A 23627-nucleotide genomic window follows, 5' to 3' on the forward strand; every position below is an offset into this window, starting at 1 on the left:
CGAGGCACCCCCGCCGGCGACGTAGGCCCTAGCCAAGGCGCGGGAGCACTGGCAGGATCGAGCTGCTCCACCAGGCGATCGCTCCGCACGAAGGGGGCCGAGGTTGGCCACGAAACCGACCATCCTCGCCGTGGACGACGACCCCGTTGTCGCACAGGCGATCGTCAGGGACCTGCGCGGACGCTACGGCGCCGACTACCGCGTGATGTCCGCGAGCTCCGGTGCCGCCGCGCTGGAGATGCTGCACGAGCTGGCCCTGCGCGACCGCTCCGTCGCCCTGGTGGTGTCGGACCAGCGGATGCCCGAGATGACCGGCATCGAGATGCTCGCGCAGGTGCGCCAGCTCTCCCCGGAGAGCAAGCTGCTGCTCCTCACGGCGTACGCCGACACCGACGTCGCGATCCGGGCCATCAACGACATCGCGCTCGACTACTACATGTTCAAGCCCTGGGACCCGCCCCAGGAGCAGCTCTACCCCGTGGTCGACGGCCTCCTCGACGACTGGGCGACCGAGCACCCGGCCGAGAGCTCGGTGATCCGCGTGCTGGGCCACCGCTGGTCCCAGGCCAGCTACGAGGTGAAGACGTTCCTGGCTCGCAACCACGTGCCCTACCGGTGGCTGGACGTGGAGCGCGACGAGGAGGGCCGGCGCCTGCTGGAGCTGGCCGGCCGTACCGTCGACGACCTGCCCGTCGTCCTCGTCACCGAGGGCGACTCCCTCGTGGCGCCGACGAACCGCGAGCTCGCCGACGCCCTGGGGCTGCGCACCCGCGCGGAGCAGCCGCTCTACGACCTCTGCATCGTCGGAGCCGGGCCGGCGGGACTCGCCGCGGCGGTCTACGCGGCGTCGGAGGGCCTCAGCACCGTCGTCGTCGAGCGTGACGCGCCGGGCGGGCAGGCGGCACAGAGCGCCTCGATCGAGAACTACCTCGGCTTCCCCAAGGGTCTGTCGGGGGCGGACCTCACGCACCGGGCGGTCGCCCAGGCGGCGCGCTTCGGGGCGGAGACGGTCCTGGCCAGCGACGTGACGGGCTTCGAGGAGCGCGGCCCGGTGCGCGCCGTCCTCCTCGAGGGCGGGGGCTCGATCGAGGCCCGCGCCGTGCTGATCGCCACCGGGGTCTCCTACCGGCGCCTCGAGGCGCCCGGCATCGAGGAGCTCGGGCTGAAGGGCGTCTACTACGGCGCGTCGGCGAACGAGGCGCTGCAGTGCGAGGGCGAGGACGTCTACGTCGTGGGCGCGGCCAACTCGGCGGGACAGGCGGTCCTCAACTTCGCCCGCTACGCCAAGCGCGTGGTGCTGCTCGTCCGCGGCACGAGCCTCGAGGCGAGCATGTCGCGCTACCTCATCGACCGCATCCGCGACACCCCCAACGTCGACGTCCGCCTGCACACCGAGGTCGGCGCCGTCGGCGGCGACGGCCACCTCGAGAGGCTCACCCTCGTCGACCGTGGCTCCGGGGCTCGGGAGGAGGTCAGCGCCAGCTGGCTGTTCGTCTTCATCGGCGCCTCCCCCCGCACGGACTGGGTGGGCGACAAGGTCGCCCGAGACGACAAGGGCTTCCTGCTCACCGGCAACGAGATGCTCGGCGCGCCGGGTGCCGGGTCGTGGCCGCTCCCCCGGTCGCCGTACAGCCTGGAGACCAGCGTCCCCGGCGTCTTCGCCGCCGGGGACGTGAGGCTGGACTCGATGAAGCGGGTCGCGTCCGCCGTGGGCGAGGGTGCCATGGCCGTCCACCTCGTCCACCGCTACCTGGCGACGATCTGATGGGCCCGCAGGAGCTCCGGCGGCTGACGCTGTTCGACAGCCTCAGCGACGCCCAGCTCGCCGAGCTCGTGGAGGTCAGCACCGAGAGACGGGCGGAGCCGCAGGAGGACGTCTGGCACGAGGGACAGCCGGCCGACAGGTGGTGGGTGCTCCTGGAGGGGTCGGTCACGCTGCTCAAGCGGGTGGGCAAGGAGGAGTCGCCCGTCGGCAAGATGACCACCCCCGGCCAGTGGGCCGGAGGCTTCGGTGCCTGGGACCCCAACGGCATCTGCTTCGCGACCGGTCGCGCCGCCGAGCGGACGCGGTTGCTCGAGGTGCCGGCCGCGGAGCTCGCGAGGCTGGGCAGCGAGTGGTTCGCCTTCGGCGTGCACTTCATCCGCGGCCTCGTCGACACGGTACGCCGCGTCGAGTCCACGGCCCGCCAGCGCGAGGCGCTCGTCGCCCTCGGCACGCTGGCTGCGGGGCTGGCGCACGAGATCAACAACCCCGCGGCCGCCGCGACCCGGGCCGTGGACTCCCTGGCGACCACGTCAGCCTCGTCGGTGGCGGCCACGGCGCGCCTGGCCGCCCACGGCATCTCGACCGACCAGTTCGCCAGCCTCGAGGCGTCGCGCCGCGCGCTCGTCCCTCTCGGCCCCGGAGCCGACCCCCTGGCGGCCGCGGACCGCGAGGACGAGCTGGCGGACTGGCTGGTCGACCACGACGTGGCGGAGGGGTGGCTGCTGGCACCCTCCCTGGCTGCGTCCGGCATCACCACGGCGTGGTGCGACGAGGTCGCCGACATCGTGGGCCCCGCGGCTGCCGGTGCGGCGATCGAGTGGGTCGGGCACTCGCTGACGATGGACGCGCTGCTGGGGGAGGTGAAGGACGCTACCGGACGCATCTCCGCCCTCGTCGGGGCCGTCCGGTCCTACTCGCAGCTCGACCGGGCCGCGGTGCAGCTCATCGACGTGACCGAGGGGCTCGAGAGCACCCTCGCGATGCTGGCCTACAAGCTGAAGTCCGTCACGGTGGAGCGCGACTTCTCGAGCGACGTGCCGCGGATCGGCGCGATCCCGGGCGAGCTGAACCAGGTCTGGACGAACGTGATCGACAACGCCGTCGACGCCATGGACGGAGTGGGGACCCTGCGGCTGTCGACCCGCCTCGACGACCTGGGAGGCGTCGTCGTGGAGATCGAGGACAGCGGCCCCGGGATGCCGGCCGACGTGCAGGCCCGCGCGTTCGAGCCGTTCTACACGACCAAGGACGTCGGCAAGGGCACCGGTCTCGGGCTCGACATCTCCCGTCGAATCGTGGTGGAGCGCCACTCGGGGGACATCGCGATCGAGTCCCGCCCCGGCCGGACGGTGATGCGGGTGACGCTCCCCATCGGGGGGCAGCTGCCGGGCGAGCAGGACTCGACGACCGGACGCTGACCCGCGGGCGGCGACCACGACCACCGACGAGCCGCCTCCGACCTCCCACAGGTTGGGTAACTATCCGTCAGAGGGGGCCAAAACCGGTCCTGGCGCATAGCAGGCTGTTTCGGAGGTCGTTGGTCGGGTACGAGCCGGTTGTGCCGAGTCCATCCGGTCGCGACGGTCCGGTCGCGACGGCCATCTTGGAGGCAGTCACCATGAACAACCACCCGAACTTACCCGCCGTACGACACGCGCTGCGACGCGCGGGCGTCGTCGCCGGAGCCACCCTCTGCCTGACCTTCGCCAGCGGTCCGGCCGCCCACGCCGACGGGCTCCTCGACGGCGTCGGCGGCGTCCTCGGCGAGGTCGACGAGCAGGTCGTGCAACCCGTCGTGCAACCGGTCGTGCAGACCGTGGAGCCGGTCGTGCCGGAGCCCGTGGGGCAGGTCCTGGAGCCTGTCGTCCAGCAGGTCGTGCAGCCCACGGTGCGCGAGGTCGAGCAGACCGCCGGCGAGACCGTGCGCACCGTCGAGCAGACGGTCGAGCCGGTGGTCGCGGGCGTCAAGCCGACTCCCCCACCGCCCGTCCAGCCGCCCCCGGTGAAGGCCCCTGACCCGGTCGAGGAGTCCGCACAGGCCCCCTCCGCTCCTCAGGCCCCGGTCGGCGCGGCCACCAGCAGCGGCGGTGACGCTGGGTCCGGGCACGACGCGGGCCAGCAGGCAGACCACTCAGCCGGCTCCGCGACCGGCCAGGGCGCCGGCGCCGTCGGCGGCCAGAGCGCCGGCCACGGCGCGAGCCACGGAGACGGTCACGCCGACGCGCACGCGAGCGCGGTGCCCGGACGTGCGGGGTCGCGGCTCGCCGCCCCGTCCGCCCGCCGGGTCGCCCACTCCGACCTCGCTCCCCGTGCCGCGGCAGGACCGCTGGTCCCGCGGCAGGCCTTCTCCAGCGACGCCGCGAGCCGGGAGCCGCAGGACGCGTGGGACGTCGCGAACGCGCTCATGCACCTGTGGGCCACCCCGCACGCCGTCCACGCGGGCCTGCCCGGCGCTGTGGTGCAGGCCGTCACCTCGCAGGCCGTCCCGCTGCTGACCATCCCGCTCCTGCTCGGCCTGCTCCTGGGCTGCGCCTCGATGGTCCTCGCGCGGCCGTCGCGGCGACGCGTGCGTCAGTCGGCCTCCCAGTAGGGCCCGGGCAGGTACCGGTCCGGCTCCACCGTCGTGACCGGGCGCCGCACCGTCACGTACGTCGTGCGCAGCGTCCCGTCGGGCGCTCGCACCGTCCGCGGGACCCGGAAGTTCGCGTACGTCGTGGTGTAGGCGTTGCGTGAGTTGCGTCGGTGGTCCCACTGGTAGTTGAAGTTCGCCATGTACTTCCGCGCCACGACCGTGCCGCGCACGGTGAACCAGATCTCGTCGTTGGCGGTGCTGAGGCTCGACCAGTTCACCGAGCCGGTCAGCACCATCTCGGTGTCGGGCACGCCGTTGTAGGTGCCCCGGACGACGAAGTACTTCTGGTGGCTGTAGTAGTCGAGGATCAGGTCGTCCACGCCGTCGTTGTTGAGGTCGAAGTTGTCCTCGGTGTTGTAGTCGAGTCCCGTGGACCGCAGGGGGATCCGCCCGCGAGCGGTGGGCGCCCCGAGGATGCCCTTGGTGTGGTAGCCGATGAGGCCGTAGCTGACCCGCACGTCGCAGCCCTGGATGAACTTCCTGCGGATCGCTGCGGCGAGGTAGTTGCCCCGGTCGCCGCGCATCGTGTGCATCGAGAGGGCGAGGCGGGTGCGGGTGACCTTGCCGGTGGCGGGATCGGTCGTGCGGCACTGGACGCGGTCCAGCATGTCGAGCACCAGGTCGTTCTTCGGGCCCGAGACGCGGGGGAACGCCCACGCCGTGTGCTTGTCGACGGAGTCGTCGCAGGCCGCGCCCAGCGGTGTGCCGCAGAACTGCATCGGCTCCTGCCGGGTGTCGTAGTCGCGCCGCATGTCGTTGAACAGGCCCACGAACTGGCGGAACAGCTCGTGGTCGCCCTCGGTGAAGTAGAGGTCGTTCCACTGGTGGATGGCGGCGTTGCGGGTCATGTTGGCCGAGCCCACGGCGATGACGTCCTCGGACCGGCCGGCCTCGCTGAAGAGGTAGAGCTTCGAGTGCAGGTTGTTGAACTCGTTGGCCGCACCCCGGCAGCTCTGCCGGCACTTGTAGATGAAGCTGTCGCGCCGGCGGTCCTTGCCGATCTCGGCGCGGATCACCTTCATCGCCGGGGTCTCCCAGTGGTCGTTGAGCAGGATCTGCACCCGGACGCCGCGGCGGTGGGCGGCGGCGAGCGCCTGGGCCACGGGCATGCGGTCGAGCGAGTAGATGGCGATCCTGATGGTCGACCCCTTCCGGGTGTGCCGGATCGTGTCGATCACCTTCCGCTCGATGCGGAAGTGGCCCGCCGCGAGATGGGGGTCGTTGAAGAAGGGACCGCTCGGCGCCCGCCAGCTGCGCGACCCCGGGCGCGGCTCGTCGGCGGTTGCAGCGGCCGGCGCCCCGAGCGCCGCGCCCCGCGCCGCAACGGGCGCCGCCGCGGCGGCCGGGGCCGGAGCGGTGACCCCCAGCACCACGCACAGCACCGTCCACACGGCAACGCCCCACCTCGACGACCTCGTCACGTCCAGCTCCTCGCGTCCTGGTGCGCTCGTCCTGCGGCGCGCGTCCGGCCAGCATAGGAACGCCGGGCCGCCAGCGGTGCGCGCCGACCCGACGTCCCACGCCTCGAATCGTTCATCTCGGTTGTCGATCCCCGGGCTGTCGGTCCGTCACAGTGGTGACAGGCCGCACCGGGCGGCCGCAGCCGAGGAGCGACATGACGCAGTACGCCATCTACTTCAACCAGCAGTGGGTCGGGGACCACGACCCGGAATGGTTCCTCAGCCGGGTCGAGCCGTCGATGGCGGTCATCCACGACATGGAGGCCGCCGGGGTGCTCGTCTTCGCCGGCGGCCTCGAGGAGGACCTCTCCCAGGCCTTCAGCGTCGACGGCACCAGCGGCACGACGTCCGTGACCGACGGGCCCTACACCGAGACCACCGAGTTCCTCGGCGGCATCACCGTGATCGACGTGCCCGACCTGGAGACGGCGAAGATGTGGGCCGCCCGGGTGGCGGAGGGGTGCGGCTGGCCCCAGGAGGTCCGGGTCGTGAAGTCGCGACCCGACGCCGCACCCTGACGCGCGGTCCTACTGCGCGACCCACTCGGTGAACGCGCGAGGCTCACGGAGCCAGTCCACCCGCGTGTTGCTGCCGTCCGGGCGCGTGCCGGCGACCCGGACGGCGACGCGGACCTCCTCCGGCGAGCCGATCGCCTCGCGCGAGATCCGCATCCGGACCCGGTCGAGGTCGTAGTCGACGCGCATGCGGTAGGAGCCCTGGACCGGCTCGCCCCACTTCCCGCTGCCGAAGCCCTCGACCTCGAGCAGCTGGTAGTCGGTGCCGACGAAGAAGCCTCCGGCGAAGACGTACTCCGGGCCGGTGTCGGTGGGGTCGGTGTCGAGGAACACCGCGCCGGACGAGCCGGAGCGGAAGGAGCGGCGCAGGTCGGTGTGCGTCGTGGTCACCACGACGTTGTCGGCCGTGTGCCGCACCTCGACGGACCGGAGGTCGGCGCCGTGGTCGAGGTCCCGGGGGTCGCGGACACCGATGGCGTCGGCGCTGGCCGGGGCGAGCTGGGTCAGGGTGAGGGCGGCGACCGACAGGGCCGCGGCGCTCAGGATGGTGGTGCGCATGGTGCTGTCCGTTCTCGTGTGCTGCCTCCCGGGCGGGGGGCAGTCAGGAGACGCCGGATCCCGGCCGCAGGTTGCATCCCGCCGGCCGGTCTGGACCAGGTCAGTCGCGCCCCACCTGCATCCGCACCTCGACCGGGTCGCCGAGGCCGAGGCCCTGGGCGCGCCGGACAGCCGCCTTCACGGGGAGGAACCAGGTGCCCTCGCGGGGGAACATCGCCGTCGTGAGCTCGGCGTCGCCGATCCAGGCGCGCACCGGCACGACACCCCAGTAGGCGACGTCTGCCTTGACCTCCTCGACGAGGTCGGCGGCGACGGGCGGGAGCGGCACGAAGTAGAAGGGCGCCGGGCCGCGCCACTCGACCAGCTCGCCGACGAAGTCGAGCTCCATGCCGGCAGCAAACCAGAGGCGGGCGGGAGTCCGCGACTCCCGCCCGCACCACCGCGCCCCTGTTGCACGATGGCCCTCCCCTGGAGGGTCTGGGTCAGCGCTGGGCCGAGCGGGTGCTCAACCCAGGGCTGCGACGGCCGCGACGACGTCGACGAGGCCGTGGCCCTTGTCGTACGACGTCCCGCCCACGTAGGCGGCGCCGTCGGTGAACTGGTGGGCCGAGGCCTTCAACGCCCGCTCGATGTCGGCGGGGCTGGCGTCGGGCCGGGCCTGGAAGAGCTGGGCGACGATGCCGGCCACGTGCGGCGCCGCCATCGAGGTGCCGCTGATCGTGTTGAACGTGCCCAGGTCGAGCGCGCCGGGACCGTTGCGGGGGTCCAGGCCGGTGGCGCAGACGGCCAGGTAGAGGCGGCACGAGGAGGTGATGTTCTCCCCGGGGGCGGAGATGTCGGGCCAGGTCGAGGCGTCGGTGCTGAGGCCGCGCGAGCTGAACTCGGAGACGGTGCCGTTGCGCGTGCCGGTGTCCTGGTCGAAGTACGACGCCACCGACAGGATGCCGCCGGTCGGGTCCTGGCCGGGCGGGTTGGTCAGGCTCTGGGTGCCGTCACCGCCGTCGTTGCCGGCCGCCCACACGGTCACGACGCCCTCGGCGGCCAACGCGCGCTGCAGCTTGACCGTGGCCGACTCGGGGTCGAAGGCGCCGCCGCCGGAGGGGCCGTAGGAGTTGTTGGTGACCTTGATGGGCGGGCAGGTGGAGGCGGGGACGCCCGGACCGCACGGCGCCTCGTGGTTCTCCAGCACCCAGTTGAGCGCGGAGTCGGCCCCGAGGATCACGATGCCGGCGCCGGTCGAGATCGAGACGATCTTGGCCCCGGGGGCCGCGCCCTGCAGGGTGCCGCCGTCGGCGAGCGTGGTGGGGCGGCCGGCCACGATGCCGCTGACGTGGGTGCCGTGGCCGCCGACGGAGAGGGTGTCGGTGTCGACGAAGCCGGGCACGCGCTGCACGGAGCACAGCTCGCCGACCGGGGCGCACACGGCCTTGAGGTTGGCGACGACGGCGCTGGAGCCGTCGGCCTCGCGGAAGTAGGGGTGCGTCGGGTCGACGCCGGAGTCGATCACGGCCACGCTGACGCCCCTGCCAGTGAGCGGCGTGCCGTCGGCGCCGCGCAGGGTCGCGGCCGCCTCGGCGCCGCGGGTGGCGGTGTTCGAGGTCTCCTGGAAGAACTCGATCGGCTGGGCGCCGCCCTCGACGTAGGTCACGCCGGGTGCGCTGCGCACCGCCTCGACCTGGCTCTTCGTCGCTCGCGCGACGACCACCCCGATGCCTGCGAACTCGCCCGTCTTGCGCATCCCGGTGGCCGCGACGGCCTCGCGGGCGGCACCCAGCGACGTGCCGTGCACCATCACGGTCGTGCTGCCGGTGAGCCCGGGGAGCTGCTCGGCGAGGAAGTCGGACAGGTCGGCCCGCTGGGTCGCCGACGACGTGGCGGCGGACGTGGCGGCGGACGTGGCGGACGCGGTGCCGCCGGCGGCGAACGTCGCCGACGCGACGAGCACGCCGGCCGCGCAGGCGAGAAGGGGGTTGGTCTTCACTGGTTCCTCCCGAGGTGGAGTGGTGGTCCTCCCTCAACGAGCCAGCGGGTGCGAGGTCACGCGTGGCGACGCGGACCGCGTTGCGCGGGCAGGGACAATGGGGCCATGACCGAGCTCCCGCGCAAGGCCGCCGCCCGCACGGTCCGTCTCGCGGCGCTGCCGCTGGGGTACGCCGGACGGCAGGCGGTCGGCCTGGGCAAGCGGCTGGGCGGCAAGCCGGCGGAGGCCGTGCTGACCGAGGTGCAGCAGCGCACCGCCGAGCAGCTGTTCCGCACGCTCGGCGAGCTCAAGGGCGGCGCGATGAAGTTCGGCCAGGTGCTCAGCGTGCTGGAGTCGGCGCTGCCCGAGGAGGTCGCCGCCCCCTACCGCGAGCACCTCACGGCCCTGCAGGACTCCGCACCCCCGATGCCCACCTCGACCGTGCGGCAGCAGCTCGCGGCCAACCTCGGCGCCGACTGGAAGGACCGGCTCGTCTGGCTCGACGGCGCCCCGACCGCCGCTGCCTCGATCGGGCAGGTGCACCGCGGGCGCTGGCTCGACCACGTCACCGGGGAGGAGCGCGACGTCGCCGTCAAGGTGCAGTACCCCGGCGCCGGCGAGGCGCTGCTCGGCGACCTGCGCCAGATCGCCCGCCTGGCCCGCGGGGTCGCCCCGGCCTTCCCCGGGCTCGACATCAAGCCCCTCGTGGCCGAGCTCCAGGCCCGGGCCGCCGACGAGCTCGACTACCACCTGGAGGCGGAGGCGCAGGCGGCGTTCGCCGAGGCGTTCGACGGCGACCCCGACATCCTGGTGCCCGCCGTGGTCTCGGTCGGCGAGCAGGTGCTGGTGACCGAGTGGATGGACTCCCCGCACTCGATGGCCGAGGTCGTCCGCTCGGGCACGCAGGAGGAGCGCGACCACTACGGCGAGCTGCTCGTGCGGTTCCTCTTCGAGGGTCCGCACCGCACCGGGATGCTGCACGCCGACCCGCACCCGGGCAACTTCCGCGTGCTGCCCGGGCCGGACGGCGGCCTCGGCCGCCTCGGCGTGCTCGACTTCGGGGCCGTGGCGCGGCTGGAGGGCGGCGGGATGCCGCCGGCGACGGGGCGGCTGATGCGCATCGCCCTCGACGCGGACGAGCAGTCCCTCGTGGCGGGGCTGCGCGCGGAAGGGTTCATCAAGGACCGGATCGAGGTCGACCCGGCACTGGTCCTGCAGTACCTCGCGCCGTTCGTCGAGCCCGCCGCCGAGGAGCGCTTCACGTTCACCCGCGAGTGGATGCGCGAGCAGTTCGAGCGCGTCAACGACCCGCGGTCCGAGACGTTCACGCTCGCGACCAAGCTCAACCTGCCGACGTCCTACCTCCTCATCCACCGCACCTGGCTCGGGGCCATCGGCCTGCTCAGCCAGCTCGGCGCGACCGCGCCGTTCCGCCAGATCCTCGAGGAGTCGCTGCCGGGCTTCGCCGACGGGTCGTGAGGCCGCGCCGGGGTCCGGGGTCCGCCCGGCCGGCCGGCCGCCTTCAGGCCCAGAACCCCCGCCCGCCGCCGTACCAGTCGCCGAACTGCTCGCGGTACGACGACGCCGGCCCCCGCGAGCCCAGATAGGACCCCACCACCGCGGCACCGAGGTCGTCGAGCTCCGGGCTGACCATCCGGCCGTCGACACGGCGGGCCATGGAGTCGATGAAGCGCGCCAGCCCGGGGTCGTCGCCGAGGCGGAAGAACGTCACCTGGGCGCCCAGCCGCGACGTCGCGTCGAGCTCGCGCACCGACTGGGCGATCGTCAACGGGTGCGGCGGGTAGGAGAACCAGACCTCACCGTCGGGCTCGAGGTGCGCGGTCGGCTCGCCGTCGGTGACGACGAGCAGCACCGGCTGGGCGTTCGGGTGCTTGCGGAAGAACCGGTTGGCCAACAGCAGCCCGTGGTGGAGGTTGGTGCCCTTGTCCCAGCGGGCGTCCAGGGCGGTGAGCTCCTCGATCTCCATGACCTGGGCGTGCCGGCCGAAGGCGATCAGCTGGAGGTCGTCGCCGCGGAAGCGTGAGCGCACGAGCTGGTGCAGGGCCAGCGCCGTGCGCTTCATCGGCACCCACCGGCCGTCCATCGCCATCGAGAACGACGTGTCCACCAGCAGCGCGACGGCTGCCTGCGTGCGGGCCTCGGTCTCGGTGACCTCGATGTCGTCGACCTGCAGCCGCACCGGCGTGGCGCCTCCCGAGCGCAGCACCGCGTTGGTGATCGTGCGGGGCACGTCCCACGGCTCGGTGTCGCCGAACTCCCAACGCCGACTCGAGCCGGTGGGCTCGCCGGCCAGACCGGTCGTCCGGGTCTCGCGGGCGCCCGTGCGTCCGCTCATCCGGTCGGCCACGTCGCGGAGCAGCGCCTTGCCGAGCTGGCGCATCGCCTTCGGCGAGAGCCGCAGCTCGCCGTCGGAGCCGCGCTTGAGGTAGCCGCTGTCGCGCAGCGCCTGCTCCAGCTCCTGCAGCGTCCTGGCCGCGACCGCGGCGTCCTGGCCCAGCTGGCGGGCCAGCGCGTCGAGGTCGACGTCGTCCATCCGCGCGCCGTGGTGGGACTGCGCGAGCTGGTCGGCGAGCGCGTCGAGCTGCGCGAGGTCCTGCAGCGCCCCGGTCCCGTCACCGAGCCCGAGGCCCTGCTCCCCCTCGAAGCCCTCGGAGCCCGACCAGTCCTCTCCGGGCCGCAGGGCCTGCAGGTTGGCGTCCATCCGCGCGAGCTGCTCCATCAGCTGGGGCGAGCCGAACGCCTGCTGCGAGAGCTCCATCAGCTCCTGGCGCTGCTCGGGCGTCATCGAGTTCAGCATGCGCTGCGCGGCCGCCGCCCGCTGCGCGAGCGAGTCGAGCAGCTCGTCGATGTCCTTGGGCTGCTCGGGGAAGAAGTCCCCGTGCTTGTCCATGAAGTCGGCGAAGTCCTCGTCGGTGTCCTCGCCACGCGCGTGCTTCTCGAGCAGGTCGTTGAGGTCCGACAGCATCTCCTGGACGGCCGCCCGGTCCTCGTCGGTCGCGCCCTCGAGGGCCTGCTTCATGCCGGCGAAGCGCTGGTCGAGCAGCTCGCGGCCGAGCAGGTCCTTGATCTCCTCGTAGGCCTCCCGCGCCTCCCGGGACTGCCAGTCGTACGACGACAGCTCACCCACGGCGGCGGGGGTCGAGGCGGGGAGGTCGTCGAGCATCAGCTCGCGGAACGCGCGGTCGCCGTCGTCCATCGTGATGTCGCGGGCCAGCTGGCCGCGTTCCGCGAGCACGGCCTTGTCGAGCAGCTCGCGGACCTCGCGCATCGTGCCGTCGAGGTCGTGGCGCTGCAGGATCTCACGGCGCTTCTCCGCGACCCGGCGGCCCAGCTCGTCGAGCCCCGCCTGGTCGGTGCCTCCGCGCCGCAGGAACTCGCGCATCGCGCGCTCGGGCGAGTACCCCGCCATCACGTCCTGGCCGATGGCGTCGAGCGCCTCGGACAGGTCGACCGGTGGGGCCAGCGGGTCGCCGCCGTCGTACCTGCGGAAGCGGCTCATCGCGAGCCGTCCCGCAGCCGCTTGCGGAGCCAGATGTCGTCGGGCCACGCACGGTCGCCGACCCGGTGGACCTCCTCGAACCCGTGCGCCAGGTAGAAGTCGTAGGCGTGGTCGTTGCCGTCGACGACCTCGAGCCACAGCTCGTCGCCCTCGACGAGGGTCTCCACCTCCGACAGCAGGCGGCTGCCGATGCCGAGCCCCTGGTGCTCGGGGTGGACGTAGAGCTTCCACATCACCTCGCGGTCGCCGGTGACGTAGGGGAAGTCGCGGTAGGACCGCGACAGCCGGCCGAAGCTGCTGAGGGCGACGAGCTGCCCGTCGCGCTCGGCGACGAGGTGGGTGTTGCGGGCCAGGGACTTCTCGAAGACCTCCGCGACCCACCACTCGTCGAGCATCCGCTGGGCGTACGCCGCGTCGATGGGCCCGTAGGTCGGCGGCACGACTGCCTCACCCAGCGCGCGGAACGCGGGGATGTCGTCGACCGTGCCGCGCCGGACGGTGACCGCCGGCGCGGACGTCGCCTCAGCCATAGACCGTCTCCCCGGCGTCGGTGTCCTTGCCGATCTTCCGCGCCAGGTAGAGGCCCTCCAGCGCGAGCTCCAGCGCGGCCGCCCGCTCGCCGTCGTTGGTGGCCCCGAGCCGGTCGCACACCGTGTCGTACAGGTCGGACTCGCCGAGCACCGGCAGCCCCGCGAGGAAGTCGCGGGCACCGACACGGGCGCCGGTGCTGACCATGGCGCCTGCCTCGATGGCCTCCACGAGCAGGCGCAGGTCGATGCCGGCGAGGTGCGCGCGGACCGTCTCGGCCACCGCCGTGCGGAGCAGGTGGGTGAGGATCTCGGTCTCGCGCCCCTCCTCGCCCGTCTCGAACTCGATCTTGCCGCCGAGCACGTCGACCGCGGTCTCGAGGTCGACCACGCGGGCCACGGCCTCGTCCTCCCCCTGCGTCGTCGCGCGGTGCAGCGCGGCCGCCGCGATGGTCTCGGCGCCGGCGATCGCGAAGCGGGCGCTCACCCCGGAGCGCTGGTCGACGGACTGGGAGTCGCGCAGGTTGCGGGTGAACCGCGCGAGCACCTCCAGCAGGTACGCCGGCACCTCGGCGACCAGGTCGGCCTCCTGCTCGATGACGGCGATCTCCTCCTCCACCTCGCGCGGGTAGTGGGTGCGGATCTCGGCGCCGAAGCGGTCCTTGAGCGGGGTGATGATGCGGCCGCGGTTGGTGTAGTCCTCGGGGTTCGCGCTGGCCACGACGAGCACGTCGAGGGGCAGCCGCAGGACGTAGCCGCGGATCTGGATGTCGCGCTCCTCCATCACGTTGAGCATCGCGACCTGGATCCGCTCCGCGAGGTCGGGCAGCTCGTTGATGGCCACGATGCCGCGGTGGCTGCGCGGGATGAGCCCGAAGTGGATGGTCTCCGGGTCGCCGAGGTGGCGTCCGTCCGCGACCTTCATCGGGTCGACGTCGCCGATGAGGTCGGCGACCGACGTGTCCGGCGTCGCCAGCTTCTCGGCGTACCGCTCGTCGCGGTGGCGCCACGAGATGCGCAGGTCGTCGCCGTACGTCGCCGCGGCCCGCTGGGACGAGACCGTGATCGGCTCGTAGGGGTGCTCGCCCAGCTCGGAGCCGGAGATCACCGGGGTCCACTCGTCCAGGAGGCCGACCAGCGACCGCAGCAGCCGCGTCTTGCCCTGCCCGCGCTCGCCGAGCAGCACGATGTCGTGACCGGCCAGCAGCGCACGCTCGATCTGCGGGATGACGGTCTCGGCGAAGCCGTGGAGGCCGGGCCACGGGTCCTCGCCGGCGGCGAGGCGGGCGAGCAGGTTGTCGCGCAGCTCCTGGCGGAGCGTCTTGAGCTGGTGCCCGCTGTCCCGGAGCTGGCCGAGGGTGCTGGGCGCGGGGTGCTGGGTCGGGTCCGTCACGTCCTCCACGCTAGACCGGCGGGTCAACGTGGAGCGCGCTCGAAGGCCGTCGGCGGCGGCGTGACGACGGGCGCGCTACAGGTCCGTCGCACCGTCGACGGACTCCCGGACGAGGTCGGCGTGACCGCAGTGGCGGGCGTACTCCTCGATCATGTGGACCAGGATCCACCGCAGGCTGGCGACGCTCCCGTCGCCCCGCGGACGCGCGGCGAGCCGGTCGAGGCCGCCGTCGGCGAGGGCCTCGTCGATCGCGGCGTCGGCGCGCGCGATCTCCTCGGCCAGCAGGGCGTGCAGCTCCTCGGGGCTGTCGTCGGCGGCGCTGTGCCAGTCCCAGTCGGCGTCGGCCTCCCAGTCGACGTCGGCCCACACCCCGGCCGCCGGGCGGCCGTGCAGCACCTCGGTGAACCACCACTCCTCGACGTAGGCCAGGTGCTTGAGCAGCCCGCCGAGGGTCACGGTCGACGGGGGCAGGGCCTGTGCCAGCTGCGCGGCGTCGAGGCCCTGGGCCTGGCGACGCAGGGTCGCGCGGAAGTAGTCGAGGAACGAGCGCAGCGTCGTGACCTCGTCGGCGGTGTACGGCGGCGGGGTGCGGTCGATCGTCATGCGGGTCAACCTAGCCGCGGGCGTCAGAGGGCCGGGCCCTCCGCGCGCAGCTTGTCGACCTCGGCCATCGCGTCGCGCAGCTGCCCGAGCCACTCCTCGGCGTGCTCGCCGACGAGCCGGACCGACCACGCGAGCGCGTCGGAGCGCGACCGGGCGACACCGGCGTCGACGAGGGTGTCGAGCACCTGCCGCTCGGGCTGGCGCAGCCGGGTCATGACCGGCGCGGCGACGTGGGTGAACAGCGCCTCGGTCACGCCGAGCCGCACACCCCACGACACCTTCCGCTGGTAGCGCGCCTGCGCCTCGAGCGCGATCTCGATCCGCTCGGCCTTGGTCTCGGAGCGGAACCTGTTGATGCGCCCCTCCGTCTCGGCGCCCGCGGCCGTCTGGTCGGCCAGGGTGCCCAGCACCGTGATCTCCTCGCGGTCGGTGCGCACCTCGATGTCGCTGAACCACCCCTCGGGCAGCCTCCCGCGGAACCAGTCGCCGGCGTCGTCGGCGGGCGGCAGGTCGGCCACCTGCCAGCCGCCGCGGCGCCCACGGCCCTCCCCCGGCGCCGCCCGGCGGCCACCGCGCCGCGTGGACTCGCGACGGCGACCTTCGTCCTCGTCTGGAGCATCCTGTTGTGTCATCGCTGACCTCCTATCAGTGCTTACATGATTACACCGCATGCAAAACGATCGCGGCCGGCTAAGCTGTGCCCGTGGACTCACTGCGCGCGCCGTGCCCGTGCGGCACCGGGGCGGCGTACGACGCGTGCTGCGGACCGTTGCTGGCCAACACCGCGCAGGCCGGCTCGCCCGAGCAGCTCATGCGCTCGCGCTACACCGCCTTCGTCACCCAGAACGCCGACCACCTGTTCCGCACCTGGCACCCTCGGACCCGCCCTGACGACGTCAGCCCCGATGCCACCACTTCGTGGACGGGCCTGCGGATCCTGGCCGCCGCCGGGGACACCGTCGAGTTCGTCGCCACGTGGGAGGGCGGCAGCATGCACGAGGTGAGCCGCTTCGAGCAGCGGGCCGGGCGGTGGGTGTACGTCGACGGGGACGTCACCCCTCGCGGCTAGCCCGCCGGGCCGTCCACCCAGCGCTCCCCCACCGCCCGCGGCCGCGACCGGCCCGACGTGGCGGCAGCGACCACGTCGCCCACCCGCTGGACCTCGTCGGGGGCGGCTGCGAGCACCATCCGCACCCGGGCGTCGTAGGCCACGTCCAGCACGGTGACGCCGCGCGTGCGCAGCTCGCCCTCGACTCGGCCGGCGTCGGCGTGGTCGAGGTCGACGGCCAGCTCCGTGAGCAGCGAGCGGCGGAGCGTCCCGGCCTCGGCGAGCCCGGCGCGGACGGCGTCGCCGTAGGCGCGCACCAGCCCTCCGGCGCCCAGCAGCGTGCCGCCGAACCAGCGCGTCACGACCGCCGCCACGTCGCTGACGCCCGCTCCCCTGAGCACGTCGAGCATCGGCGCGCCGGCGGTGCCGGCGGGCTCGCCGTCGTCGGAGGAGCGCTGCAGCTCGCCGCGCGGGCCCAGGACGGCGGCGAAGCAGTGGTGACGGGCCTCCGGGTGCGCGCGGCGAAGCGCGGCGACCACGGCGCGGGCCTCGTCCTCGCCCTCGACGCGTCGCAGCGTGCACCGGAAGCGGGAGCCCCGGTCCTCCACCTCGGCGGTGGCCGGTCGCGCGACGGTGAGGTACGTCGTCGTCACCCGGGGGTCCCGGGCGCGGGCCGGTCGGGCTCCGACGCGGCAGGCTCGCGCTCAGCGGGTCCCGGCTCCCACACCACCGACACCTGCTCGAAGCCCTTGTGCCGCTGCATCCGGGCGTACAGCGCGTACGCCTCGCGGTCGGCGTCGGTGAGCTCGACGTTGTCGGTGAACGGCGTGAGCAGCGCGCGCGGCCACAGCCGGCGGGCCGCGACGACGTTGATCTCCATCGCCAGCACGGCCATCACCGCGCCGATCCACAGGAAGCCGATGAGGCCCAGGACCAGGCCGAAGGTCTTGGTCATCGAGGAGGTGTCGACCAGCACGTTGTCGACGTAGGCCGCTCCGCCGAGCTGCAGCACCTGCCACATGACCGCCAGGGAGTAGCCACCCGGTGCCGCGCGCCGGAAGGAGTGCTGGCCCGTGGCGGCGAAGCGGAACAGCAGGGTGAGGCAGGAGCCGACCACGAGGATCGTGAGCACAGGGAGGAACAGCTGGAGCGACTCGCCGAGCACCTCGGTGAACACGTCGGTCGTGCTGGCCACGGTCGACACGATCGACACGGCGAGCAGCGAGAACCCCGCAGTCACCAGCAGGATCAGCGTCTTGAGGCGCGCGTAGAAGGGGTTCGGCCGGCTGTTGCGGGGCACCGACCAGGCGACGTGCTGGGTGTTCTGCAGGGCCTGACCGAGGCCCATGGCCCCGTAGAGGGCGGCGATGCCGCCGACCGCGACACCGGCGACCGATCCCTGCAACCCCTCGGGCCGGCCGAGCTCGTCGCCGATGATCGGGAACTGGGCCAGCGCGGAGTCGAGGATCGCCTCCTGCCAGTTGGGCTCCCCCCGCAGGATCAGGCCCAGGATGGAGGTGCCGAGCAGCATCAGCGGGAAGATCGCGATGAAGGCGTAGTAGGTCAGCGCCGAGGCGAGGTAGGGGCCCTGGTCGTCGAAGTACTTGTAGACGACCGCCAGCGGGAATCCCAGGACGGGATGGCGGCGCTGGAACGCGTCCACTGATCCCACGGCTCCCACGACGGGGAGGCTACCGGGCGCTCCCGCCCCGGCACGGGAGCCTCGTCACCACCAGCCGAGGAGCTGCCCGCCGAGGCGCACGACGAACCCGGACACCACGACCAGGAAGAAGGCCCGGACGAAGCGGGCTCCGCGCGCCATCGCCAGCCGCGCGCCGAGGTAGCCGCCCGTGACGTTGGCCGCGGCCATCACCAGTGCGAGGTCCCAGATCACCGCGCCCTGCGGCACGAAGACCACCAGCGCGGCCAGGTTGGTCGCCCAGTTGGCGAGCTTGGCCTTGGCCGAGGCCTCGAGGAAGTTGTAGCCCAGCACGCCGACGAGGGCGAAGACGAGGAACGAGCCGGTGCCGGGTCCGATCGCTCCGTCGTAGAAGCCGATCGTCACGCCGGTGAGCACGACGGCGGTGAGGTGCTGCCCGCCCTGGAAGCGCAGGCTGGTCAGCTCGCCGACGCTCGGCCGGAACCAGACGTAGCCGCCGACGAGCACCAGCACCGCCAGGATGATCGGGTCGAACGCGCTGCGCGGGAGCAGCGAGGCCACGAGCGCGCCGCCCGCCGACCCGAGGAACGCCGCGAGCATCAGCGGCAGGAAGGTGCGGGGATCGGGGCGGATGCGCCGGACGTACGTCGCCGCGCTGATCGACGTGCCGCAGAAGGACGCCAGCTTGTTGGTGGCCGCGATCTGCACCACGGACGCACCGGGGAGGCCGACGAGCAGGGCGGGCAGCTGCACCAGGCCCCCGCCGCCGACCACGGCGTCCACGAACCCGGCCACCAGCGCCGCGAGGACCAGGAAGACGACGACCTCGGCGGAGAGGTCACCCATCGCTCAGCCGGAGCCGGTGTCGGCGCCGGAGGCCCCGTCGCGGACGAACTCCCGCACCACCACGGCGTCGTAGTCGGCGGGCATGGTGGCGCTGAGGCCCGGGCAGACGAGCTGCTGCGACTGGCCCTCGACCATCTCGGCGGCCGAGCAGTTGAGCGTCGCGACGGCGTCGCCGCCGGAGGAGAACACCATCTGGAAGATCGCGGAGCGCGTCTCGTCGGACTCGTTGGTGATCGTGCCCCTGACCTCCGGCGTGACCACCTGCTCCATGTTCGCCGAGCGCTCGATGCCGTTGAGCTCCCAGCCCTTGTCGACGACGAAGGCGTTCCACTCGAAGGACTCGCCGACCTCGACCTCGACGGGCTCGGCGCTGGTGTCGACCTCCTCACCGCCACCGCCACCGCACGCGCCGAGCGTGCCGAGGCAGGCGAGGACGCCGACCGCGCCGGCGAGGCGCCTGACGCGCCTCACGATGCCGCCACGAAGGTCAGCAGGTCCTGGCGGGTCAGCACGCCGATGGGCTTGCCGTCCTCGTGCACCAGCACCGCGTCGGCCTTCTCCAGCAGCGTCACGGCGTCGGCCGCGGGCTCCGTCGAGCCGACGGTCGGCAGGGGCGGCGACATGTGGTCCTCGACCGCGTCGTTGAGCCGCGCGGTGCCCGTGTAGAGGGCGTCGAGCAGGGCGGACACCGACACCGACCCGGCGACCTCGGCGGCCACGATCGGGGGCTCGGCCCGCACGACCGGCATCTGGCTCACGCCGTACTCCTGGAAGATGTGGACCGCCTCGGCGATGGTCTCGCCGGGGTGGGTGTGGACGAGGTCGGGCAGCTGGCCGGACTTGCCGCGCAGCACCTCGCCCACGGTGCGGGCGTCGGCCTGCGCGCCGGTGGCGAAGCCGTACTGGCCGAGCCAGTCGTCGTTGAAGACCTTGGTGAGGTAGCCGCGGCCGGAGTCGGGCAGCAGCACCACGACCACGGCGTCCGTGCGCCCCTCGGCAGCGAGCTCGTGCGCGACCTGGCGCGCGGCGAAGGCCGCCATGCCGGCCGAGCCGCCGACCAGCATCGCCTCCTCGCGCGCGAGGCGGCGGGTGAAGGCGAACGAGTCGGCGTCGGTGACCTCGATGACGCGGTCGGCGACGGTGCGGTCGTAGGTCTCGGGCCAGAAGTCCTCGCCGACGCCCTCGACCAGGTAGGGGCGTCCCGTGCCGCCGGAGTAGACCGAGCCCGCCGGGTCGGCGCCGATGACCTGCACGTCGGGGTTCTGCTCCTTGAGGTAGCGCCCCACGCCGCTGATGGTGCCGCCGGTGCCCATGCCGGTCACGAAGTGGGTGATCCGGCCCTCGGTCTGCTCCCAGATCTCCGGGCCCGTGGTCTCGTAGTGCGAGCGCGGGTTGTGCGGGTTGGAGTACTGGTCGGGCTTCCATGCGCCCGGCTGGGCGGCGAGGCGGTCGCTCACGTTGTAGTAGGAGTCGGGGTGCTCCGGCGCCACGGCGGTCGGGCACACCACGACCTCGGCGCCGTAGGCCTTGAGCACGTTGCGCTTGTCCTCGCTGACCTTGTCGGGGCAGACGAACACGCACCTGTAGCCCTTCTGCTGGGCCACCATCGCCAGGCCGACGCCGGTGTTGCCCGAGGTCGGCTCGACGATCGTGCCACCCGGCTGGAGCTCGCCGGAGGCCTCGGCCGCCTCGATCATCCGGCTCGCGATCCGGTCCTTCACCGAGCCGCCGGGATTGAGGTACTCCACCTTGGCGAGGACCAGTGGGCCCTCGCCGGACCCGTCAGGGAGGTCGAGGGTGCGACCCAGCCTGACGAGCGGGGTGTTGCCGATGAGGTCGAGGAGCGAGTTCACGTACTGCACCCCATCAATCTACCGACCCACCGATCCGTAGCATGAGGCCGTGGGGGCAACAGGAGCAGCACGCAAGCTGGCATCGGCCGCCGCCCTCGGCGGGGGCGGCCTCTCGGTGCTCGGCGCCGGGCTCTACGGGGTGCTGGTCGCCGAGGCGAAGATCGCCCGCAAGGTGATCGGCACGACGAGCGCCGTACCGCCCGACGCGACGGGCTGGTACGGGCGCGGACGCCCCGCGCCGGCGATCAGGATCGCGCTGCTCGGCGACTCGAGCGCCGCCGGCTACGGGGTCGACCGCGTCGAGGAGACCCCCGGCGCGCATCTCGCCACCGGCATGGCGGCACAGGCGGACCGGCGCGTGCACCTGCGGTCGTTCGCGGTCGTCGGCGCCCAGTCCAGCGCGCTGGCCCAGCAGGTCGACGCCGCCCTCGGCACCCACCCCGACCTCGCCGTCGTCCTCATCGGCGCCAACGACGTGACGCACACCGTGCTGCCCTCGGCGTCGGTGCGCCACCTCGCCGAGGGCGTACGCCGGCTGCGCGAGGCGGGCGTCGAGGTCGTGGTCGGCACCTGTCCCGACCTCGGCACGATCCGGCCGATCCCCCCGCCGCTCAAGCAGGTGGCGCGTGAGTGGTCGCGCCGGCTGGCCGCCGCGCAGACCATCACCGTGGTGGAGAACGGCGGCCGATCGGTCTCCCTCGGCGACGTCCTCGGCCCCGAGTTCGACGCCGCGCCGGCCGTGCTGTTCGGCCCCGACCGGTTCCACCCGTCGGCCGACGGCTACAAGCAGCTGGCGGCGGTGCTCGTCCCGTCCTGCCTGGCCGCCCTCGACCTGCTCCCCGAGGACGAGGCGCTGCCGGAGCCGCGACGCCGCGAGGGCATCCTGCCGGTCGCGGCCGCCGCCGTGCGCGCGGCTCGCACGCCCGGCACCGAGGTCGACGGCACCGAGGTCGCCGGCAACCAGCGCGGCCTGCGCGGCCGCTGGGTCGAGCTGCGCCACCGCCGGCGCCGCCCCTCCACGGCCGCGGAGTCGCCGGACGAGCACGAGGAGGCGCCGGTCGCGGTGCCGGAGTAGGGGGTCGGTGCTTGTTTCGAATCCCCCGCTTAAGCGGGGGATTGCGAACTTCGGGGGGCATGCAGACCCCCGGAAGTTCGGACAAGCCCCGGGAAGTCCGCCTCGGGCGCCGCCGCGGCCCGGGCCCCGGCCGGACGCCGACGCGGGCGCCTCGTCGGCCGCGCGTCGTACGCCGTACGCCGTCCGGCCCCGGCGCGCGAAACGACGTCGGCCCGCCCGAGCTGAGCTCGAGCGGGCCGACGATCAGTGGTTCAGCGGGTCACTCGCTGCGCAGGATCGCCAGGATCCGCAGCAGGTTGGTGTAGATCCACACCAGGCTGACGGTCAGGCCGAAGGCGGCCCGCCACGACTCGCGCTCCGGGAGACCGGCGGCGACGCCGTTCTCGACGAAGTCGAAGTCGAGGATCAGCATGAGGACACCCAGCACGAGACCGGCGAGGGCGAACACGAAGCCGAGGCCGCCCATGCCGTAGAGGCCGGTGTTGATGCCGAAGAAGCTCAGCACCAGCGACAGCAGTCCCAGGCCCACCATGCCGAACATGGCGGCCACGACACCGCGTCGGAACTTGTCGCCGACCCGGATGTTGAGGAACTTGTACGCGGCGAGCGTGCCCACGAGGGCACCGAAGGTACCGATCACCGCGCTCGTCACGACGCCCTCGAACTGGGCCTCGAACACCTTGCTGACAGCCCCCAGCGCGACGCCCTCGGCGGCGGCGAACGCCAGCACCAGCGCCGGGCTGATGACCCGCTTGAAGGAGTTCACCAGCGAGAGGAGGAAGGCCGCTCCCGCGCCCAGGCCGGCCAGCGTGAGTGCACGGGACGCAGCGGCGTTCGCCTCGGCGTCGGTGCCGGTGAAGTCGCCGATCCACCACCAGGTGACGATGGCAGTCGCGAAGATGACGGCGACGGAGATCGCCGTCTTCTGGATGACCGAGTCGACCGTCATCCGCCCCTGGTCCACCTGGCCGGGGGTGCCGGTGCCCCAGGTCGACGGGTCGCTCGAGCCGTCACCGTAGCCGGGGTAGGCCGCGCCGCCAGCGGCGTACGTCTGGTTCCCGTAGGCGTTCGACGAGGCCCGGTTGAACTCCTCGGAACGGTTGAAAACAGGATTGTTGCTTCTCATGGTCTCTCCTTGGAGGCCACCTCCGGAGCTTCCGGAGGGTGCGACGCCGTCGCGGTGACGGCGCCTGTCGTGTCACTCCACTGTAGCCGGGGTGACATCTGTTCAAACGCGCGTGGAGGGGATGCTGTTCCCGTCACAGCAACTTCGCAGGTTGCGCGCATCCGCAGGTCCCCCGCGGGTACCGCGCCGGTTAGACCTGAGGAGGCGAGGCGATGAGCACCCACCCGAACGACCCCGACAAGGGACCGGAGGGCGAGGACGCGACCGGGCAGGAGCAGGACCCGGTCGGCGTGGAGATCGGCATCACCGACGGCGAGGGCAGCACCTTCGAGCCCGAGGAGGACCCCGAGGCCCAGGGCACCTGAGCCCTGCGGCCATCACCCAGCGGGCGGCGGCGGGCGCCTCCGCTGGACGACGCGGTGCCCCGGCTGGGGTTCGAACCCAGACTGTGCGGTTTTTAAGACCGCTTCCTCTACCGGTTGGGATACCGGGGCGGGTCCCTGACGGCCGCGAGCGGCGTCAGAGGTAGGTCTTGCGAGCGTAGACGGCGTGCGCGCCGGCCGCCCGGTCGAGGAAGAGCAGGCCGTCGCAGTGGTCGATCTCGTGCTGCAGGGCCCGCGCCTCGAACGCCTCGGCCTCGAGCTCGACGTCCTCCCCGGTGCCGGGCAGCTGGCCGCGTACGACGATCCGACTCGGCCGCTTGACGTCACCGGTGAAGTCGGGGACCGACATGCAGCCCTCGCGGGCCTTCTCGTTGCGGCTGCCCGAGACGACCTCGGCGTTGCACAGCACGAACGTCCCGTGGTGGTCGCGGGTCTTGGGGTGCGCGGAGACGTCGACGCAGAAGACCTTCGCCCCCACGCCGACCTGAGGTGCGGCGAGCCCGACGCAGCCGGGCGAGACGCGCATGGTGGCGACGAGGTCCGCAGCGAGGCGCACGACGTCCGGCGACGTCGGGTCAACGGTGTCGCCGACCGTCGACAGCACGGGCGCGGGCGCGCGTACGACCTCGCGCAGCGTCCCGGCCACGCCGAGGTCGGACTCGGTCCACTCCAGGACCCGGGTGTTCACGGTCATCGGCCGGGT

The 23627-nt window shown here is 72.9% G+C and carries 24 protein-coding genes and 1 tRNA gene; 8 read left to right on the top strand and 17 right to left on the bottom strand.

Annotated features, from left to right (window positions below; genetic code table 11):
• Positions 1–130 precede the first annotated feature (130 nt).
• The 3 genes from J3P38_RS04530 to J3P38_RS04540 all read left to right on the top strand — a co-directional run bounded on the left by J3P38_RS04530 (position 131) and on the right by J3P38_RS04540 (position 4355).
• A complete protein-coding gene (locus J3P38_RS04530; protein WP_307807708.1) occupies positions 131–1765 on the top strand; it encodes an FAD-dependent oxidoreductase in 1635 nt (544 codons plus the stop codon).
• A complete protein-coding gene (locus tag J3P38_RS04535) occupies positions 1765–3183 on the top strand; it encodes an ATP-binding protein (RefSeq protein ID WP_210502804.1) in 1419 nt (472 codons plus the stop codon). The genes J3P38_RS04530 and J3P38_RS04535 overlap by 1 nt, the downstream gene beginning before the upstream one ends.
• Before the next feature lie 200 nt (positions 3184–3383).
• Positions 3384–4355 carry a hypothetical protein gene (locus tag J3P38_RS04540; RefSeq protein WP_210502805.1) on the top strand — a complete coding sequence of 324 codons (972 nt, stop codon included), beginning with the start codon at positions 3384–3386 and terminating at the stop codon, positions 4353–4355.
• Here the strand turns inward: J3P38_RS04540 and J3P38_RS04545 are convergent.
• Positions 4337–5818, bottom strand: coding sequence for a phospholipase D-like domain-containing protein (locus J3P38_RS04545; protein WP_210502806.1), 1482 nt, complete (start codon positions 5816–5818; stop codon positions 4337–4339). The two genes, J3P38_RS04540 and J3P38_RS04545, sit on opposite strands and share 19 nt — an antisense overlap.
• 194 nt (positions 5819–6012) lie before the next feature.
• Here J3P38_RS04545 and J3P38_RS04550 point away from each other — a divergent pair, with 194 nt between their 5' ends.
• Positions 6013–6375, top strand: a complete 363-nt coding sequence (locus tag J3P38_RS04550; RefSeq protein WP_210502807.1) for a YciI family protein — start codon at positions 6013–6015, stop codon at positions 6373–6375.
• A gap of 9 nt (positions 6376–6384) precedes the next feature.
• Here the strand turns inward: J3P38_RS04550 and J3P38_RS04555 are convergent, their stop codons facing one another.
• The 3 genes from J3P38_RS04555 to J3P38_RS04565 all read right to left on the bottom strand — a co-directional run bounded on the left by J3P38_RS04555 (position 6385) and on the right by J3P38_RS04565 (position 8911).
• Positions 6385–6930 carry a hypothetical protein gene (locus tag J3P38_RS04555; protein ID WP_210502808.1) on the bottom strand — a complete coding sequence of 182 codons (546 nt, stop codon included), beginning with the start codon at positions 6928–6930 and terminating at the stop codon, positions 6385–6387.
• 100 nt (positions 6931–7030) lie between these two features.
• Positions 7031–7318: a DUF1905 domain-containing protein gene (locus tag J3P38_RS04560; protein WP_210502809.1), complete on the bottom strand. Its 288-nt coding sequence runs from the start codon at positions 7316–7318 to the stop codon at positions 7031–7033.
• 117 nt (positions 7319–7435) lie between these two features.
• Positions 7436–8911 (bottom strand): S8 family serine peptidase, encoded by a 1476-nt coding sequence (locus J3P38_RS04565; RefSeq protein ID WP_307807710.1) that lies wholly within the window; start codon positions 8909–8911, stop codon positions 7436–7438.
• 105 nt (positions 8912–9016) lie between these two features.
• Here J3P38_RS04565 and J3P38_RS04570 point away from each other — a divergent pair, with 105 nt between their 5' ends.
• Positions 9017–10369 (top strand): ABC1 kinase family protein, encoded by a 1353-nt coding sequence (locus J3P38_RS04570; protein WP_210502810.1) that lies wholly within the window; start codon positions 9017–9019, stop codon positions 10367–10369.
• 43 nt (positions 10370–10412) lie between these two features.
• Here J3P38_RS04570 and J3P38_RS04575 read toward each other — a convergent pair whose 3' ends face one another.
• The 5 genes from J3P38_RS04575 to J3P38_RS04595 form a co-directional block, all read right to left on the bottom strand.
• Positions 10413–12410, bottom strand: a complete 1998-nt coding sequence (locus J3P38_RS04575) for a VWA domain-containing protein (RefSeq protein WP_210502811.1) — start codon at positions 12408–12410, stop codon at positions 10413–10415.
• Positions 12407–12940 (bottom strand): GNAT family N-acetyltransferase, encoded by a 534-nt coding sequence (locus J3P38_RS04580; RefSeq protein ID WP_210502812.1) that lies wholly within the window; start codon positions 12938–12940, stop codon positions 12407–12409. The genes J3P38_RS04575 and J3P38_RS04580 overlap by 4 nt, the downstream gene beginning before the upstream one ends.
• Positions 12933–14330 carry a MoxR family ATPase gene (locus tag J3P38_RS04585; RefSeq protein WP_210502813.1) on the bottom strand — a complete coding sequence of 466 codons (1398 nt, stop codon included), beginning with the start codon at positions 14328–14330 and terminating at the stop codon, positions 12933–12935. Before J3P38_RS04585 ends, J3P38_RS04580 begins: the two co-directional genes overlap by 8 nt.
• Before the next feature lie 75 nt (positions 14331–14405).
• Entirely contained in the window at positions 14406–14933 is a 528-nt protein-coding gene (locus J3P38_RS04590) for a DinB family protein (RefSeq protein WP_210502814.1), read from the bottom strand.
• Between the two features lie 23 nt (positions 14934–14956).
• Positions 14957–15565, bottom strand: a complete 609-nt coding sequence (locus J3P38_RS04595; protein WP_282595332.1) for a hypothetical protein — start codon at positions 15563–15565, stop codon at positions 14957–14959.
• A 71-nt stretch (positions 15566–15636) separates the two neighbouring features.
• Here J3P38_RS04595 and J3P38_RS04600 point away from each other — a divergent pair, with 71 nt between their 5' ends.
• On the top strand, positions 15637–16002 hold the full coding sequence (locus J3P38_RS04600; protein WP_307807712.1) for a YchJ family protein: 366 nt from the start codon (positions 15637–15639) through the stop codon (positions 16000–16002).
• Here J3P38_RS04600 and J3P38_RS04605 read toward each other — a convergent pair.
• The 5 genes from J3P38_RS04605 to J3P38_RS04625 are packed head-to-tail and all read right to left on the bottom strand — an operon-like array spanning position 15999 to position 20349.
• Positions 15999–16634, bottom strand: a complete 636-nt coding sequence (locus J3P38_RS04605) for a YigZ family protein (protein ID WP_210502815.1) — start codon at positions 16632–16634, stop codon at positions 15999–16001. The genes J3P38_RS04600 and J3P38_RS04605 overlap by 4 nt on opposite strands.
• Positions 16631–17662 (bottom strand): YihY/virulence factor BrkB family protein, encoded by a 1032-nt coding sequence (locus J3P38_RS04610; RefSeq protein ID WP_307807713.1) that lies wholly within the window; start codon positions 17660–17662, stop codon positions 16631–16633. Before J3P38_RS04610 ends, J3P38_RS04605 begins: the two co-directional genes overlap by 4 nt.
• A gap of 45 nt (positions 17663–17707) precedes the next feature.
• Entirely contained in the window at positions 17708–18487 is a 780-nt protein-coding gene (locus tag J3P38_RS04615) for a TSUP family transporter (protein ID WP_210438664.1), read from the bottom strand.
• A gap of 3 nt (positions 18488–18490) precedes the next feature.
• Complete coding sequence (locus J3P38_RS04620; protein ID WP_210502816.1) at positions 18491–18958, bottom strand: hypothetical protein; 468 nt, start codon at positions 18956–18958, stop codon at positions 18491–18493.
• Positions 18955–20349 (bottom strand): cystathionine beta-synthase, encoded by a 1395-nt coding sequence (locus J3P38_RS04625; protein WP_210502817.1) that lies wholly within the window; start codon positions 20347–20349, stop codon positions 18955–18957. Before J3P38_RS04625 ends, J3P38_RS04620 begins: the two co-directional genes overlap by 4 nt.
• 40 nt (positions 20350–20389) lie before the next feature.
• Between J3P38_RS04625 and J3P38_RS04630 the strand changes: the two genes are divergently transcribed.
• Entirely contained in the window at positions 20390–21415 is a 1026-nt protein-coding gene (locus J3P38_RS04630; protein ID WP_210438667.1) for an SGNH/GDSL hydrolase family protein, read from the top strand.
• Positions 21416–21674: 259 nt separating this feature from the next.
• On the opposite strand, the gene J3P38_RS04635 is transcribed toward J3P38_RS04630, so the two are convergent.
• Complete coding sequence (locus J3P38_RS04635) at positions 21675–22541, bottom strand: Bax inhibitor-1/YccA family protein (protein ID WP_210502818.1); 867 nt, start codon at positions 22539–22541, stop codon at positions 21675–21677.
• Between the two features lie 212 nt (positions 22542–22753).
• Between J3P38_RS04635 and J3P38_RS04640 the strand changes: the two genes are divergently transcribed.
• The gene (locus tag J3P38_RS04640) at positions 22754–22906 is read left to right on the top strand and encodes a hypothetical protein (protein ID WP_210502819.1); all 153 of its coding nucleotides are present in this window, start codon (positions 22754–22756) and stop codon (positions 22904–22906) included.
• Positions 22907–22961: 55 nt separating this feature from the next.
• Here the strand turns inward: J3P38_RS04640 and J3P38_RS04645 are convergent.
• Both J3P38_RS04645 and def read right to left on the bottom strand, forming a co-directional pair.
• A tRNA-Leu gene (locus tag J3P38_RS04645) sits at positions 22962–23035 on the bottom strand.
• Between the two features lie 25 nt (positions 23036–23060).
• Positions 23061–23618 (bottom strand): peptide deformylase, encoded by a 558-nt coding sequence (def, locus tag J3P38_RS04650; protein ID WP_210502820.1) that lies wholly within the window; start codon positions 23616–23618, stop codon positions 23061–23063.
• Positions 23619–23627: the final 9 nt, after the last annotated feature.

Source organism: Nocardioides xinjiangensis (genome assembly GCF_017916455.1).
Lineage (GTDB): Bacteria > Actinomycetota > Actinomycetes > Propionibacteriales > Nocardioidaceae > Nocardioides > Nocardioides xinjiangensis.

Coding starts and splice junctions, on each gene's coding strand:
- J3P38_RS04535 (WP_210502804.1), top strand. CDS start 1,765: ATGGGCCCGCAGGAGCTCCGGCGGCTGACGCTGTTCGACAGCCTCAGC.
- J3P38_RS04540 (WP_210502805.1), top strand. CDS start 3,384: ATGAACAACCACCCGAACTTACCCGCCGTACGACACGCGCTGCGACGC.
- J3P38_RS04550 (WP_210502807.1), top strand. CDS start 6,013: ATGACGCAGTACGCCATCTACTTCAACCAGCAGTGGGTCGGGGACCAC.
- J3P38_RS04555 (WP_210502808.1), bottom strand. CDS start 6,930: ATGCGCACCACCATCCTGAGCGCCGCGGCCCTGTCGGTCGCCGCCCTC.
- J3P38_RS04560 (WP_210502809.1), bottom strand. CDS start 7,318: ATGGAGCTCGACTTCGTCGGCGAGCTGGTCGAGTGGCGCGGCCCGGCG.
- J3P38_RS04570 (WP_210502810.1), top strand. CDS start 9,017: ATGACCGAGCTCCCGCGCAAGGCCGCCGCCCGCACGGTCCGTCTCGCG.
- J3P38_RS04575 (WP_210502811.1), bottom strand. CDS start 12,410: ATGAGCCGCTTCCGCAGGTACGACGGCGGCGACCCGCTGGCCCCACCG.
- J3P38_RS04580 (WP_210502812.1), bottom strand. CDS start 12,940: ATGGCTGAGGCGACGTCCGCGCCGGCGGTCACCGTCCGGCGCGGCACG.
- J3P38_RS04590 (WP_210502814.1), bottom strand. CDS start 14,933: ATGACGATCGACCGCACCCCGCCGCCGTACACCGCCGACGAGGTCACG.
- J3P38_RS04595 (WP_282595332.1), bottom strand. CDS start 15,565: ATGACACAACAGGATGCTCCAGACGAGGACGAAGGTCGCCGTCGCGAG.
- J3P38_RS04615 (WP_210438664.1), bottom strand. CDS start 18,487: ATGGGTGACCTCTCCGCCGAGGTCGTCGTCTTCCTGGTCCTCGCGGCG.
- J3P38_RS04635 (WP_210502818.1), bottom strand. CDS start 22,541: ATGAGAAGCAACAATCCTGTTTTCAACCGTTCCGAGGAGTTCAACCGG.
- J3P38_RS04640 (WP_210502819.1), top strand. CDS start 22,754: ATGAGCACCCACCCGAACGACCCCGACAAGGGACCGGAGGGCGAGGAC.
- def (WP_210502820.1), bottom strand. CDS start 23,618: ATGACCGTGAACACCCGGGTCCTGGAGTGGACCGAGTCCGACCTCGGC.